The organism is Algibacter sp. 2305UL17-15 (genome assembly GCF_040720935.1).
Taxonomy (GTDB): Bacteria; Bacteroidota; Bacteroidia; order Flavobacteriales; family Flavobacteriaceae; genus Jejuia.
Genome location: NZ_JBFDAE010000001.1, coordinates 1 through 16805, shown reverse-complemented (window position 1 = coordinate 16805; position 16805 = coordinate 1). Strand labels below are relative to the sequence as shown.

Annotated in this window: 10 protein-coding genes; 2 read left to right on the top strand and 8 right to left on the bottom strand. The window is 34.6% G+C overall.

From position 1 onward, the window contains the following. Positions 1-6: 6 nt before the first annotated feature. Together mfd and ABXQ82_RS00045 are read left to right on the top strand one after the other, a co-directional pair. Positions 7-3417 carry a transcription-repair coupling factor gene (mfd, locus tag ABXQ82_RS00050; protein ID WP_367053262.1) on the top strand — a complete coding sequence of 1137 codons (3411 nt, stop codon included), beginning with the start codon at positions 7-9 and terminating at the stop codon, positions 3415-3417. Between the two features lie 33 nt (positions 3418-3450). Further along, positions 3451-4785 (top strand): TlpA disulfide reductase family protein, encoded by a 1335-nt coding sequence (locus ABXQ82_RS00045; RefSeq protein ID WP_367053260.1) that lies wholly within the window; start codon positions 3451-3453, stop codon positions 4783-4785. A gap of 88 nt (positions 4786-4873) precedes the next feature. On the opposite strand, the gene ABXQ82_RS00040 is transcribed toward ABXQ82_RS00045, so the two are convergent. The 8 genes from ABXQ82_RS00040 to ABXQ82_RS00005 all read right to left on the bottom strand — a co-directional run bounded on the left by ABXQ82_RS00040 (position 4874) and on the right by ABXQ82_RS00005 (position 16479). Further along, the gene (locus tag ABXQ82_RS00040) at positions 4874-5233 is read right to left on the bottom strand and encodes a YraN family protein (RefSeq protein ID WP_367053258.1); all 360 of its coding nucleotides are present in this window, start codon (positions 5231-5233) and stop codon (positions 4874-4876) included. Between the two features lie 17 nt (positions 5234-5250). Beyond that, positions 5251-7215: a DUF3857 domain-containing protein gene (locus ABXQ82_RS00035; RefSeq protein ID WP_367053256.1), complete on the bottom strand. Its 1965-nt coding sequence runs from the start codon at positions 7213-7215 to the stop codon at positions 5251-5253. A gap of 10 nt (positions 7216-7225) precedes the next feature. Further along, on the bottom strand, positions 7226-9142 hold the full coding sequence (locus ABXQ82_RS00030; protein ID WP_367053254.1) for a DUF3857 domain-containing protein: 1917 nt from the start codon (positions 9140-9142) through the stop codon (positions 7226-7228). Positions 9143-9144: 2 nt separating this feature from the next. After that, positions 9145-12441, bottom strand: coding sequence for a tetratricopeptide repeat protein (locus ABXQ82_RS00025; protein WP_367053252.1), 3297 nt, complete (start codon positions 12439-12441; stop codon positions 9145-9147). A 195-nt stretch (positions 12442-12636) separates the two neighbouring features. Beyond that, positions 12637-12942: a GIY-YIG nuclease family protein gene (locus ABXQ82_RS00020; protein WP_367053250.1), complete on the bottom strand. Its 306-nt coding sequence runs from the start codon at positions 12940-12942 to the stop codon at positions 12637-12639. Positions 12943-12999: 57 nt separating this feature from the next. Then, positions 13000-14160: a metal ABC transporter permease gene (locus tag ABXQ82_RS00015; RefSeq protein WP_367053248.1), complete on the bottom strand. Its 1161-nt coding sequence runs from the start codon at positions 14158-14160 to the stop codon at positions 13000-13002. After that, positions 14153-15280, bottom strand: a complete 1128-nt coding sequence (locus ABXQ82_RS00010) for a metal ABC transporter permease (protein ID WP_367053246.1) — start codon at positions 15278-15280, stop codon at positions 14153-14155. Before ABXQ82_RS00010 ends, ABXQ82_RS00015 begins: the two co-directional genes overlap by 8 nt. A 419-nt stretch (positions 15281-15699) precedes the next feature. Beyond that, complete coding sequence (locus tag ABXQ82_RS00005; RefSeq protein ID WP_367053244.1) at positions 15700-16479, bottom strand: metal ABC transporter ATP-binding protein; 780 nt, start codon at positions 16477-16479, stop codon at positions 15700-15702. Positions 16480-16805: the final 326 nt, after the last annotated feature.

The window sequence follows — 16805 nt, the reverse complement described above, 5'->3', positions numbered from 1 at the left end:
AATTACGTGAGTAAATCGTCCCTCTCGCAAACTTATTTACAGGCTTTGCAAACGCAAAATCTGCAAGCTGCTATTGCCCAACCCCAAAGTAGAACACATTTAAAAGGACTAGTAGGTGCCTCGTTTTCCTTTGTGATTTCCAGTATTTTTAAGGAAGCACAAAAGCCCTTTTTGTTGGTTTTTGATGATAAGGAGGAAGCGGCACATTACCTAAACGATTTAGAACAATTATGTCGTGAAAAAGATGTATTGTTCTACCCAGGAAGTTACCGCAGACCCTACGACATAGAAGAAACCGATAACGCCAACGTATTATTACGTGCTGAGGTATTAAACCGTATAAATTCACAAAAAAAACCCGCAATAATTGTAACCTATCCCGATGCTTTATTTGAGCAGGTAGTCACACGAAAAGAGTTAGAACGCCACACACTTAAAGTTGGTGTAAACGATAATTTATCCATAGATTTTGTAAACGAAATTCTTTTTGAGTACAAATTTAAGCGCGTGGATTTTGTTACCGAACCTGGCGAGTTTTCCGTTCGTGGAGGTATTGTAGATGTGTTTTCATTTTCGCATGATGAGCCTTATAGAATAGAATTTTTTGGAGATGAGGTAGATAGCATCAGGACCTTTGATGTAGAAACGCAGCTATCGATAGAGCAGATAAAAAAAATCAACATTATTCCTAACGTAGCGAATAAATTGCTGGAAGAAAGCCGACAAAGTTTTTTAAAATACATCGCTCAAAAAACAGTTGTATGTATTAAAAATGCCGATTTGCTATTTTCCAGAATTGATGATTTCTACAGTAAAGCCGAAGACGCTTTTAAAGCACTATCTAATGACATCAAACATGCCGAACCCCACGAGTTATTTTGTGATTCCACAGTATTAAAAAAACAACTGCTCGATTTTTCAATTATTGAATTTGGAAGTTCTACTATTTTCAGTAATAACGTCATTGCGAGAGAAACGAAGCAATCTGTTTCTTTGGATGAGATTACTTCGTCGCAAACTCCTCCTAAAGACGAAATAGAATTCAACACTACACCACAACCCGCTTTCAACAAACAATTCAATCTCTTAATTGAAAATTTAAATACCAATCACGAAAGCGGTTATAAAAATTATATCGCCTGCGTAAGTGAACAACAAGCGAAACGTTTCCATGATATTTTCGACGATTCAAACCTCGACGTCAAAGAATATCAAACCATTATTTTATCGCTGCATCAAGGTTTTATCGACCATGATACTAAAATAGTCTGTTACACCGATCATCAAATTTTTGAACGCTATCATAAATTTCATCTTAAAAATGGGTATGCTAAAAAGCAAGCCATTACTTTAAAGGAGCTGACTAACTTAGATATTGGTGATTACGTCACACACATCGATCATGGTATTGGGCGTTTTGGCGGACTTCAAAAAATAGATGTGGAGGGCAGAAAACAAGAAGCGATAAAACTGATTTATGGCGAGCGCGATGTACTGTATTTAAGCATTCATTCGCTACATAAAATAACCAAGTTTAACGGTAAAGATGGCAAACCTCCTAAAATTTATAAACTAGGGAGTAAAGCGTGGAAGACCCTTAAACAAAAGACCAAGGCTCGTGTAAAGCATATTGCGTTCAATTTAATTAAACTTTACGCAAAACGTAAAACCGAAAAAGGCTATCAGTACAATCCTGATAGCTATATGCAACACGAGTTGGAAGCCTCATTTATTTACGAAGACACCCCAGATCAGAGCACTGCAACAGCTGACATAAAAATGGACATGGAAAGCGAACGCCCTATGGACAGATTGATATGTGGCGATGTAGGATTCGGGAAAACAGAAGTGGCTATTCGTGCAGCTTTTAAAGCGGTTGATAACGGAAAACAAGTTGCAGTATTGGTACCAACAACTATTTTAGCGTACCAACATTCCAGAACATTTAGAGAGCGGTTGAAAGACTTTCCTGTTACGGTAGATTACGTAAACCGTTTTAGAACCGCCAAAGAGAAACGAGAAACTTTAGAGGGTTTAGAGCAAGGAAAGGTTGACATCATAATCGGCACACATCAACTCGTCAATAAAAACGTAAAATTTAAAGATTTAGGCTTACTTATTGTAGATGAAGAGCAAAAATTCGGCGTAGCCGTAAAGGAGAAATTAAAGACTTTAAAAGATAATGTAGATGTGTTAACCTTAACAGCAACACCTATTCCAAGAACATTGCAGTTTAGCTTAATGGCGGCTCGCGATTTATCGGTAATTACCACACCACCTCCAAACAGATATCCTATTGAAAGTCATGTCATTCGTTTTAGTGAAGAAATTATTCGTGATGCCGTGAGTTATGAAATTCAACGTGGCGGGCAAATTTTCTTCATTCATAATCGTATTGAAAATATTAAAGAGGTTGCAGGGATGTTACAGCGTTTAGTCCCCGATGCTAAAATTGGTATTGGTCACGGACAAATGGAAGGTAAAAAATTAGAGCAGCTTATGCTACAATTTATGGATGGTGCTTTTGATGTTTTGGTAAGTACAACCATTGTAGAGAGTGGCTTGGACGTGCCAAATGCCAACACTATTTTTATAAATAACGCCAATAATTTTGGATTAAGTGATTTGCACCAAATGCGCGGTCGTGTAGGAAGAAGCAATAAAAAAGCATTCTGTTATTTTATCACACCAGAGTATTCCGCAATGACAGATGATGCTCGAAAACGTATCACGGCCTTAGAGCAATTCACAGAATTGGGGAGCGGTTTCAACATCGCCATGAAAGATTTGGAAATCCGTGGTGCAGGCGATTTATTGGGCGGAGAGCAAAGTGGTTTTATCAATGAAATAGGTTTTGACACCTATCAAAAAATATTGAATGAAGCTATTGAAGAACTCAAGGAAAATGAGTTTAAGGAGCTTTACGATGAAGATGAAGCAACCAAAGTCTATGTAAAAGATGTCACCATCGACACAAGTTTTGAACTCTTATTTCCAGACGATTACGTGAATAATATTGCTGAACGCTTAAATTTGTACACCCAACTGAATAATTTAAAAACTGAAGAAGAATTAGAGCAATTTAAAGTGCAGTTAATTGACCGCTTTGGAGAATTGCCAAAACAAGTGACCGATTTATTAAATAGTGTCCAAATTAAGTGGTTGGCTACCAAAATTGGATTCGAAAAAATCATTTTGAAACAAAATAAACTGATAGGTTATTTTATTACCGATCAGCAAAGTAGTTTCTACCAAAGTGGTAGTTTTACCAAAGTATTGCAGTTTGTACAAACACATCCAAATGTGTGTAAGATGAAGGAAAAACAAACCAGGGCAGGTTTGCGTTTATTGCTCACATTTGATAACATAAAATCAGTAAAACAAGCATTGGAAGCCTTACAACCTATTGTGGCTTAATTGTTGTTTTAATAAAATAAAAAGAATATCACATTGAAACAGTTACTTTTTTTAGCACTTTTTTTGCCGACACTATTGGTTGCGCAACATAGCATAAAAGGCACGTTTTCTCCTGCTGGAGAATTCGAAATTGCGTTATTATATAAAGTTGAACCAACACTTTCCAGTTACATTACCAATACAAAAATTGAAGCGGATGGAAGGTTTGAGTTCAAATTAGATACTACCGTTACCAAAGGCATGTATCGCATAACCTATGCAGTACCGCAAGAAGAATATAATTTCGATGTTATTTATAATGCGAAAGAGGATGTGGAACTAACATTTAATTCTGAAACTGGTGTTGAATTCTTAGCGTCTAGAGAAAATAAATTATTGGCGTCCTACACCAATAGTATGCTCATGATTACGAGTACTATTGGCAATTATTTTAGAGATGAAAATAAAGACAAAGATACGCTAGCCTTAGCAGCGATTTTTAAAACCCAACGCGAAACCCAAAAAGGATTTGAAGATGCTTCAAAAGGCACTATTGCTTCTCATTTTATAAAAGCGAACAGACCGTTTATTCCTAAAAAGGTTGTGGATGCCAAAACCTATGTAAACCTTCTTGAAAAACATTATTTTGACCACGTAGATTTTAAAAATGAAGTATTGCAACGCTCTAAGTTTCTTACGGAACGTATGTTGAATTGTGTTTTCGGAATGTCATCCAAAAACGGAAATGAAATTGAGACCTATAAAAACAACATCGCAATTTTTAATAAAGCCATGAAAGATGCACCTCAAACAATTAAAAAATCTTTATATACAGATTTATGGGAGCAAATGGTAGATTTAAAACTAGAACCTGTTGCTAATTTTATAGCTGAAAATTATTTGATGGATTTGGCGGTTGCCTTAAACGACCAGCAATTATTGGCAACTTTGATATTATATCAAAACACCTCAATTGGAAGTGTAGCACCAGATTTTTCTTTTGAAGTCACAAATAAAGAAAAAACTAGTACCAAAAAATTAAGTGAGCTAAATGTTGCCCAAAATTACATCATTGCCTTTTGGAGTAGTACATGTTCGCATTGTTTAGAGGAAATACCAGAATTACATAAGTTTGAAAAAACCTTAGAAAAAGGAAAGCTTAAAGTTATAGCCATTGGTTTAGAAGACGAACCTTATAAATGGAAAAATTTAACCTACGATTTTCCTGATTTCCTGCACGTTTACGGTAAAGGTAAATGGGATAACGAAATTGGAGATAGTTATGGTGTTACCGCAACACCAACCTATTTTATTTTAGATAAAGATAAAAAGATAGTGGCTAAACCTATTGATTTTGAAGAGTTGAAAGTTTTTTTTGATTTAGAATGATTTCTAAAGGAGTTCTGTCATTCCTGCGAAGGCAGGAATCCACAAACTTTTAAATGGTTTAAAAAATAGATTCCTGCCTTCACAGGAATTAAAAATGATAAAAAGCATTCTCTAAATGTTCTATATTAAAGCCCTTTTTTTCTTTTACAATGGCAATAATATCAAAGCGCACTTCGACATCTAAATCATTAACAACTACATATTCATCAACCGCTTTTACCAAACGCTGAATTTGCTTTGGTTTCACAAAATCTTGTGGATCTCCAAAATCTGTGGTGGAACGGGTTTTTACTTCAACTATGGCCAAAAAATCTCCTTTTTTGGCAATAATATCAACTTCGGCTTTTTCAAATCGATAATTTCGTTCCACAATCTCATAGTTGTTTTTCAGAAGAAAATCTACTGCAAGTTGTTCGCCTTTTTCACCTAGTTCGTTATGTTTAGCCATGAATTAAATATCCAATTCTAAATAGGTTCAAAAATCAAAACTATTTTATTAAAATCTGCTGCACTATTAATTACTGTTCTATAATCTTCGTAATTGGCAACGTCAATCTTATTTTTGCGGTAGTGCTCGTCTGCCGTAATTTCTAATTGGTTGCCATTTAGTTTATAGTAGGAATTAAAAATTAGTATCTCCTTGTCGTCTTCCGAAAATGAATTATGAATGTTGATATCATCAAGATTTGCGATTTTATAACCTTCAGGGATGCTAAGATTTATAGTTCTGAAATAGCTTCTTGTAAACTCATTTTCAACTGGTAATACACGCTCTTTTTCTTGGTATAGTTCCATTTGTCTCCCGATAAGTTCGCCTATTTTAAACAAATATTTCCGTCCCGCTTTTTCGGTAAACGCTTCCGATTCAAAATCTAAAATAAAATGGATAGGTTTCACCCCAAACAATTCAGGGTCTTCATTTTGGATTTCTTTACTGTTTATGGTTACATTTTCATTAATACGTTTGGCAAACCCTTCAACTAGTTCGTCTTTGTTTTCTTGTTTTATCAAATGCATTACAGGGTGAAAGTACATACCGTAATAACCTGCCATAGACCTATCTAATTTTACCTTGCAATTGGCAATATTGTCTGCTTCAAAAGAAATATCCAGTATCATTTTATCCACGGTTTTTTCCGCAGGAATAGGTTTAATGTATTTTACTTTGCCCAAACCAGAAGTAAAGTCACCAACTTTCACTTCTTTGATAAACAAACCGTAATTATCGGTTAAAAAGGCAGGAGGGAAGCCATAGCGTGATTGCAAATCCGATGGAGAAAAATAGGTTTTGTATGTGTTGAAGTAAATTAAAAAATCTGTTAAAAAATTATTGGCCTCAAAATCCTTGTCGAATTTTAGTTCTTGTCTATCGCTGGTAATTACAATCTCATGCTTGATATCAAGATATTTGAAAAGTGTGGTATATAGTTTTAAAACACCTGATTCACTTGCTACTTTTTTAGTGATAACTTCACTTAAATCTTTTAGCTTTTCATCACTTCCTGCGGTTATAAAAATATTGCTTTTGATATAAAATTCCAGCTTTCTAATTAGTGCTTCTCCTTCCAGTTCTTTTTTACCAGTTGCCTCGGCAATGAATTTTTTGAGCTGTTTTTTTGTTCTATCACTAATTTCAGGATAGTAAAAATTATAGATGTTTTGGGACACTTTACTATAAGAGGATATGTCTTTTACATTGCTAAAGATGTTGCGGTCTAATTTATAGACCACCATGCTTTTTGATGCATTGTAAGCTGATACTTCTTCATTTTGAAGCCCTTTTAAATCCTGAAGTTTTAAGTGCCAATGTTTCTTTTCTTTTAGAACGGTATCTAATTCTACTTCTGGAATTTTGTTATAAGTTTTAAATTCAAAAATCAGGTTTTTAGGTGCGTAGAGATCAAACTCCACACTTTTTTTATCAAAACTCGATTGAAATGTAATACTGTTGCCACTGTATTTCGGATAGCGTTTTACCACATAATAATATTCTATAAAACTCCCTTTTGTAACACCTTCAAAAGCGAAGTATTTATAGTTTCTCCCTGTTTCATCGTCGGTAGCGGTTAATATTTTGCTGTCATCCAATTCAATAATTTCGCCGTCTTTGGTAATCACTCGCGCCTTATTTATTTTTAATTCTGAAGATGAATTATAAGGCAAATACACTTTGTTGTAAGCTTCTATTTTTTCATCGGAGTTTAACCATAACACCTTGTGCTCTAAAAAATATTCCACCAAGCCGTCGCCTTCAAAATAAAATTCGGTAGCAGTTTTGTCCTTTAATGCTATCATGTGGTCATCGGCTTCTGCTTCAATAGTGAAATTTGGCGTTTCTTCCCAAGTGTAATCTTCAAAGAAAAGTTCGGATTGAGATACGGCAAACTGCGTTAAAAACAGAATTGCAAGGAGTAGGTTTATTTTTTTCATGGTGCTTAAATTATGATTTTTTGAGTACGATAACTTCTTTGTATGCTTTTTCAATGGTTTTTAGAAGACCACTAATTTCTTTTTGTTGTTCTAAGTTTAACGTTATGAAATTAAAGGTAACATCATGCTTGTATGTGATGCTGTTTTCTTTGGATGTATAGCTAATATTGCTCTTTAAAAATTCGTTTGAAACACTTGCGTTTTCTGGAATATAGTCAACCGTATAACCTTCTGGAATATTAAGTATCGAGGTGTAACTAAAATAGTTTTTGTAATCGTATTCCAACTCGTTTTTTCGGTCTTCATCCATTTTGTACGGACTTAATTCTTTGTTCAAATTAAGATTGATATAAAGCTCATTTCCTAATTTTTGAGCATAACCATTAATGTTGAAGTTGTAATCTACTATATAATTCTTATCGTAATCATATTTATTGGTTTCGGTAAAATCCTCAACGATGAATTTGTTATTTCCCTTTTGAAATTGCCTGATGAAGAAGGTTTTCAATTTGTCATCCGTATTCATATATTCCAAAGCATTGTAGCAGTCTAGTTTTCTATAGCCCGAGATTTCAACTTTAGATGTGCCGACTAAATTTTCACCGACTAGGTCAATCGTCGTAACATCTATTACAGCGTTTTTTTCGGCTGGAACAACGGGGACTTTTTTAATAATGAAACCAGATTCGCCTTGCGAAATAAGTGCTTCTTTTCCTTGAATAAATGGGGTAGGATAATCAATGGGAACAAATCGTCCGGTTGCATCTAAAAAATAGGTGTCATCACCTTCTGTGTAAGATAAAATCATATGGTTATCTACTATTGGCGTAGGTACTTCGTCATAACTATACGGAATTTTTCGTGTGCCAATCCATGTTAAATTACCTTGTATTCCAGCAATGTCCAGCATTTGATACAGTATGCTGGAATTATCTTTACAATCCCCATATTTTTTTTGAAAAATGTCATTGGCTTGTCTGGGTATAAAACCTCCCAAAGCATACTCAAAAGCAATGTATTTTATGTTTTTTTGTGTCCAATAATAAATGGCTTTTACCTTTTCAAAATCGTTGGATTTGTCAGCAGTTAATTCATGAACCACTTTTACAAGATCTTCGTTTGGGACGTCTTTATTGATATCTTTCACTAATGAATAGTACCAATTATACAAATCTGAAACCTCGTTGGCTAGTGCTACAGTATTGTTTTTAGTTTTATAAGATGTGATGATGGGCACAATGTGCGGAAATATTTTTTTATACGTAGGAGAATTAGATTCGTACTTAAACTTATCCATGTTTTTAAGTTCCCAAGTGTAAGTAATGGTGTTCCTTTTTTCTTGTTTACTGAACTGAATTCCCAAATCTTCAGTATGAAATTCCTTGAATTTTAAATTGATGTCCTTATGGGCAACAATAGTGACTTTATTGTTGATGATAGGGGAAAAATCGCCGAAATAAAACGGACTTAAAAAACGAGGGTTCTTAACATTTTCGGAATATTTTAAACGCGATTTAGAGCCTTTTTTAAGATTCGGGTAAATAAAATTTAAAGATTTAGAATCGTCATAAAACGATTGATCTAATTCATCTTTTTCCTTAAATTCTTTTACTTCTATTTCACGGTACTTTCCGTCTGAAAAGGAAAAAGTAGAGGCTTCAACATCTTCCAATTCAAAAAATGATGAAAAATGTAATGAACGCTTCGAGTTTCTGCTTGCGCCTTCATCTAAATATAAATCTTCTTCTAAATGTTCTTGGGTAATATTAATAGTTTCAGAATCCAATTCAATTGTAATTATAATTTCCTTATTTAAAGTGACTGCATTGGAATTGGGGTACAAATCCTTGTAGCGTTGAAACTCTTCCGACTCTTGCCCCAAACAATTAAGGCTCAAAAAAATGATGATAAAAAATATTATTCGCATACTTAGAAGGTTTTAGATTTGTAAATATCACCATTAAAATACTGTTCTTCTTTTATTAATTTTCCGTTGGTATTATAATATTTTCTAGCCCCATTTTTATAATCGTTAACATAGTTTATTTCTTCTTTTAAGTTACCATTTTCATGATATTTTGTTCCTAAACCTTGAAGTACGCCGTATTGATAATTATAGACACCCTTTTTGTTACCATTTGCATAATAGGTGGTTACAGTCCCATCAAATTTTCCCGATTTATAAGTGATGTCGCTTTCTAACTGACCAGAATAATAATACTCTTTGTAATTGCCTGATAAATCACCATTTTTATATTCAAAATCCCGAGATACTTTCCCGTTATCGAAAAAAGCTTTTATTTTTCCAGTTTCATTCTCCAACGGTATCATTGGTAACTCTTTAGAATTGGTGTCTAAATAACTGTATCCAATTAGTCTGCCATAATTGTAAAATCTTATCAATTGAAGTTTTCCTGAGTTATCATAAAATAATTTTTTACCATGAAGTTGTCCGTATTCAAAATCGGTTGCATGCGATTGTACACCATTTTCATGAAACGAAGTTGATGTGCCTTCAATTTTTCCGAATACATAAACGTCTTTTTCATCTAATTGCCCATTTTCGTAATACTCTAAATAGTCGCCATGTAAAGTGCCATTGCGATAGTTTTTTACAATACTTTTATTTCCATTGGGGAAATACCAGATCCACTCGCCATTCATTTCGCCATTTTTATAAGTGCCTTCAACCAAGGTGTTTCCATAAAAATCGTAGCTTATGTAGGTGCCATGTTTTACGCCGTTAACATAATCTAACTTAAAATCTGTTTTTCCATTGCTTAATTTATAGGTTAAGGTGAAGTCGTTTTCTTTAGGACGGTAGTTTATGTTTCCAAGCGTATTACCATCTTGATCAAAATAAACTTCAGAATCAAGTTCTCCTAATTTGTAGGTATAGGTGCGCTCGGGTCTTCCATCGGCAGCAAATAATTCTTGTGTACCGTTCAAATCTCCATTATGGTAAAAGTTTATTTCCTTTAGTGTGCCGTTGATGTAGTAGGTACGCCATTCGCCGTGAGCAGCATTCTTTTTATACCATCCCTGTTGTTTTAATTGACCGTTTTTGTGGTAGCCTACGTAATATCCAGTAAGAGAATCGTTTTCATATTGCGATATAGATTCAATTTCACCGTTATTATAATAATCGGTATATGCTCCAAAAACCTTGTTGTCAGAATATTTTCCTTTAGCTGTCAATACGCCATTATCAGAATAGAATTTCCAAACCCCTTCTTTTCCACCTTTAATATCATATAAACCTTCCGAGAATTTTACACCTTGAGCAGAATACCCAGTAAACTGAAATTTACCTCCTTTTTTTCTAGCTTCCTTTATAACGTTACCTTCTTTATCATAATATTTGTAAGCGAGCACTACTCCTTTTCTATATTCAAAATCATAATGAGGTTTTCCATCCCTGTCGAAATGCTTATAGTCTCCATCATGATTACCTTCAATATAGGTTTGATCGCTCTCTAAAGTGCCGTCTCTGTAATAGGTTTTAAATGGCCCGTTGTAAAAATCGTCTTTACTGATCCCTTCTTTCCAAAGCGTTCCGTTGGAATGATATGTTTTATAGGCACCGTTTAATTGGCCATTCGCATATGTAATTTCAGAAGATGTTTTTTTGTTGAAATAATATTTCTTTTCAACCCCGTGTCTCTTGCCGTTCTCAAACGGAATATCAGCATATACATCACCATTGGCGTAATACTCGGTGGCTATAGATGCAACGTCGCCGTTTTTATAAGGGACATGCCATTCCAGAAGCGATTCTCCCACTTTGAAATAGGACTTGTATAGCCCATCCAATTTACCTTCCTTAAAATATTTCTTTTCAATTAATGCGCCTTTGTCGTTATAGAGCAGGTATTCGCCGTCCAATTTTCCATCTTTGAAGTTGGTAACAATATTTGGTTTGCCATTTTTGAATAACTGATGGTTTGCACCGTTAAGTTTGGTGTTTTCGTATAACGCCGTTTCTTTAATGTCGCCATTAGGGTAGTACCACGTCCATTTTTGGTCGCGTTCGCCATTGTCATCATAAGTGCCTTCCGAGGCTAATTGTCCGTCTTCATTATAAATAAACCATTTACCTACTGAAGTTTCGCCGTTCATTTTTCCAACGGCTTGGGTATAGTTGTTGTAATAAAAATTTGAAACCTCTTGGGTTTTGCCATCAAATTCAATGGTATTGTTGCTCATAATAGCACGCCACTTATCATAGAATTTACCAAGAAAATCTATAATATTTTTTTCGTTGCTCTTAATTATTTTAGCATACCTTTTATTTTCTATGGGGTAGCAAAGTGTATAGGTAAAATTTTCGAACAGATCATGTTCAGCAATCCATTTATATAATGGCACATATTTTTTATCCCAAAAACCATCGTTTCCTTCAAAATCTTTTATTTGTTCTAGTAAAGCATGATTTTGTTTGGTAAGTGGTATTTCAATTTTATGCCCAGTTTTATATTTCTTGTTTAGAGCAATTTTATTGCTCAATATTAAATCCATGTCATCAAAAGCTTCGTCGTCTGGAGATATTTCAAAGTCTGGATTAGCTTCGTTATTATTTTTATCAGACACAATGCTGTTTAGCGATTGAAGAGTTCTAAAGTCATTTTCCTCATCAATAATTAAAATTAAATAGACGTTAAAACACATCATTGCTTGTGTCATGCGCTCTTGTTTGTAGCAAATATTCCCGAGTTGTAAATGCGGTTGTGCATAAGTGGGTTTTAGGGTTATTGCAGTTTGGTAAGCCTTAATAGCTTCTTCTAGGTTTTCTGCTTTTTCGTATGCCAAGCCTTTGTTGAACCATAATTCAGCATTTTTTGGATAGGTTTCCAAGGCTTTTTTATAGACATCAACTGCTTTGTCGTAATCTTCCATAAGGGTATAGGTTAACCCTTTATTAATGTAGAATGATAAATTTAAACTGCCACAATCTAAACCGAGACCTTCATCAATGGTTTTTAGAGCTTCTTCATACTTTTCTGAATTTAAAAGGTAATAGGATTTAGAAACCAAAACATCACAATACGAAGAATCATTTTTGCTTATTTTATTTAGGAGTTCAATGTTTTTAGAGTAATCTGAAAGTTCTTCTCCTTCTGATAGTTGCTCGTAAATATCATCTAAATCGATAAAAGGAATTTTTTCTTGTGCCTCACTTTTAAGGCTAATAAAAAGTAGAAGGGCTAGGGCTAAAATGTGTCTCATGAAGTGTGTTTAGGTCGAGAAATGTACGAAAAAATCACACTTGGTCATTGATTTTTAAACCGAAAAAATTATTTTTTTGTTGAACTACGTGATTATAGTGAGGAATGGAATAATAGCCACAATAAAGATACCAAAGTTACCCCCTAAACAATAACTTGTATTTGTCATTCAGAAGGAGGAACGACTGAAGAATCTTTAAATATCATCATTTAAAAAAGTCCATGAAGGATTAAAATCGAAAATTAAAGCATCTTTTTTTGCTCTACTCTTACCTTTTATCTGTTTCTCTCTTGTAATTGCATCTTCAATCTGATAAAAATGCTCGTAGTAAACTAAAAAATAACAATTATATTTTGAAGTAAATGCTTTAGAAAACGGAAGTGGATTTTTATGATAATAAAGACGTTCTTTCAGATTATTAGTTACACCAGTATATAAAACCGTTTTGTTTTTATTCGGAAGCATGTAAACGTAATAATTGTGATTGCCAATTGTCTTCATATTATCAATTTAAATTTTTTTATAAAAGAGATTCTTCGCTCCGCTCTGAATGACAAATTACCCCCTAAACAAAAAGAAATCATCTTTCATATGTTCAATCTTATTATCTTGATTGGTAATGATATAATCAATGGCTTGGGATGTGAAATCGTCCCCTTTTTCAGTTAAATACACAATGTTTTTATCAAACCGAATCATGTTGTTTTTTAAAGCTAAATCCAATACCGTTTTAGAGCGTACTTTTTGCCAATTGATATGTTCGTTGAGGTGGTTTACATGGCGTTCGCTTTCTTCAGTATGGTTTTTTAAATGCAGTAGAAAGGTCAATAAAGAGACTTCCGTACGTTGTTGTTTTTCACGATACATTACGGCTATAATACCTTTGTTTGGGGAGAATAAGTAAACCACTAAAAACAATAGGCCTAACATTGTGGTTATAGACCCAGAAATAGAAGCATCAAGCCAATGCGCTACCCAATAGCCTGAAATGGCACTAAAAACTCCAAAACAAATGGCGTAAATAAGCATGCGTTTTAAATTGTTGGTAAGCAGATATGCGGTTGCGGCTGGAGCAATCATTAAGGCGACTACTAAAATTGCGCCAACGGCATCAAAAGCGCCAACTGTAGTTACAGACGAAACCGTCATCAATCCGTAATGAATTATTGCTGGCGAAAACCCTAAAGATGCTGCTAAACCAGCATCGAATGTGCTTACCTTTAATTCTTTGAAAAAGGCAATGAGCAAACCAATTGTTATAATCAAGATGCTACCAATAATCCATAATGATTTTGGTCCTACATCAACTCCAGAAATTAATAGTCTGTCAAAAGGGGCAAAAGCTAATTCTCCCAATAAAACAGCATCAACATCCAAATGGACATCATTTGCATTTTTGGCAATCATAATCACACCAATACTAAAAAGCGCAGGAAAGACTAAGCCAATAGCAGTATCTTCCTTTACCAAACCAGTTTTTTGAATGTACTCTACCAAAACAACGGTAATAATTCCTGTAAGCGCAGCGAGTAAAATAAGTAGCGGCGAGTTTAAATCTTGAGTAATAAAAAAACCAATAACAATACCTGGCAAAATAGAATGACTAATTGCATCGCTAATCATCGCCATCTTTCTGAGGACTAAAAACGTTCCGGGAATGGCGCAGGCAATGGCAACCAAACTCGCAATAAGTTGTATTTCTAGTTGTGCGTTACTCATTGTTTTCGTTTTGCTGGTTGTACAAATTAGAAGCGGTTTTAAAACCTTCTTCGGTTAAGCTCCACATGTCGCCATCAAGTTCTACATAGTTTTTGCTTACTAATTTTTGAAGTGTGCCTTTTGTATAACCTTGAAAATTATTTAAGATTTTTATGGTGTGCGGATGCGAAATATTATCGTGGGTTTCTGCGATATGATACATAAATGATAATGTTTTATGTAGCTGTAAATCGCGACGGTTTTTTATAAAACGAATTTGTTTAAACAGCAAACCTCTACTTGGTGAAAATATAAATGAAATCAATACAAAAACACTTGCTACAATAACGATGACTGGCCCTGTTGAAAGATTGTTTTGACTCGCACTTATGGCTGTTCCAAAAACCCCAGAAAATGCACCGAAAATGGCGGCTAAAAACACCATTACCCCTAAGCTATTTGTCCATTGGCGTGCAGCAGCTGCGGGTGCTAACAGCATAGCGCTCATAAGTACAACACCAACGGTTTGTAATCCTAAAACAATGGCTAGAACTATGAAGATAGTGATTAGTATGTCTATAAATTTTGTGTTGAAACCTAAGGTTTTGGTGTAATCTGCATCAAATAAAAGGATTTTAAATTCCTTCCAAAAGAGCAGTAAAACGAATAAACAAATGCCTGTTACAATCGTCATCATCCAAACATCGCTTTCTAAAAGAGTTGCTGCTTGTCCAAATAAATATTTGTCTAATCCTGCTTGATTTGCATTGGGTTGTTTTTGAATGAAAGTGAGTAGCAACATCCCAAAACCAAAAAACAACGACAAAATTAATCCTAAAGCGGTATCTGATTTTAAATGTGTTTTACTAATGATACCTCGAATCCAAAATGTGCCAATGAGTCCGCTAACCAATGCGCCTAATAATAAGACATTGCTGTCTTTTGCACCAGTAATTAAAAAAGCGATCGCAATTCCGGGTAAAGCTGCATGCGAAATGGCATCGCCTAATAAACTTTGTTTTCGGAGTACAGCGAAACTTCCTAACATACCAGTAACTGCGCCTAGTATGGCGGTGCCCAAGGTGATGGTTCTTAGGGTGTAGTCTGTGAAGACTAATGAAAAGTATTCTGTTATATCCATAATTCCTGCGAAGGCAGGAATCTCTTCCTGATTTCGCTTTTTATTTTAATGTTCATTTTGCCTAGATGCAAAACGAACCAAACCTGCCTGCCGGCAGGAAATCAAGTTCAAGCCGAGTAAGTTTTCATTCCGATTTTTATCGGAATGAAAACTGATTTGAAAACGCCGCGTCGAACATTCGTTCTCCTTTTCTCGGAGCTTTTCTTCATCTATTCTGCGTCTTGACGGTCAATTCTACGAATTGATTTAGGACTTGACTTTTTGCTTAGCTTTTTTATTTTTTCTCTCTGTTATACTTTTATTGCCTTGAACTTGTTTCACAATCTCATTTTATTTTACTTCTTCATTTCATACCTACAAGGTTTTTGAAACCTTTCAGGAGGGATTTGAGTTCCCCCTCATGGGGGTTAGGGGGCTTTTTACTCCTGAATACTCACTTTATAGTTAATACCATAAGTCTTAGTTAAGTTATCATCATTAAAAATATCTTTAACTGGCCCTGTGGCAATTTTTTTTACGTTTAAAAAAGTTACCCAATCGAAATACTCAGGAACGGTTTGTAAATCGTGATGTACTACGATGACTGTTTTTCCTGCTTTTCTTAATTCCTTTAAAATATTGATTATGGCAATTTCGGTTGTAGCATCTACCCCTTGAAAAGGTTCATCCATAAAGTAAATAGATGCGTTTTGTACTAAGGCTCTTGCAAGGAAAATACGTTGTTGTTGTCCCCCAGATAACTGACTTATTTGTCTGCCTTTAAAAGAAAGCATGCCTACTTTCTCCAAGGCTTCCAAAGCTGCTTTTTTTTCTTTTTGTCCTGGACGCCTTATCCAGCCTAAACTGCCATAAGTTCCCATCATGACAACGTCTAGAGCGGTTGTTGGGAAATCCCAATCTACACTTCCTTTTTGTGGCACATACGCAACTAGCTCTCGTTGTTTTTCATAAGGTTTGTCGTAGATGCTAACGCTGCCTGCAATGGGTTTTAAAATGCCTAAAATTGATTTTATGAGGGTTGATTTTCCCGCGCCGTTTGGGCCTACAATAGCCATAAGTACACCTTCTGGGATTTCTAAATCGATGTCCCAGAGTACGGGTTTGTAGTTATAGGCTACGGTTAGGTCATCTACTTTTACTGCTACTGCACCTGCGGAGGTGGGTGTCTCTTTTGAATTTTTATCTTCCTTTAGAATCATATTTATTTTTTATAAATTATTCTATGTTCATTCCGCTTTTCATTGGTATGAAAACCGATTTGAAAACTCCGCGTCGAACTTTGTTCTCCTGTTCTCGGTCCCGACGCTTCGGGATTGTGCGTTTAATGTTCAATTATGCGAATATAATCAAGTGTTGACTTTCTACTGGATTCTTTTTTATTTCCCAAATTATTTTTTCAACTTTCTAAATTCTAAATTCTAAATTCTAAATTCTAAATTCTAAATTCTAAATTCTAAATTCTAAATTCTAAATTCTAAATTCTAAATTCTAAATTCTAAATTCTAAATTCTAAATTCTAAATTCT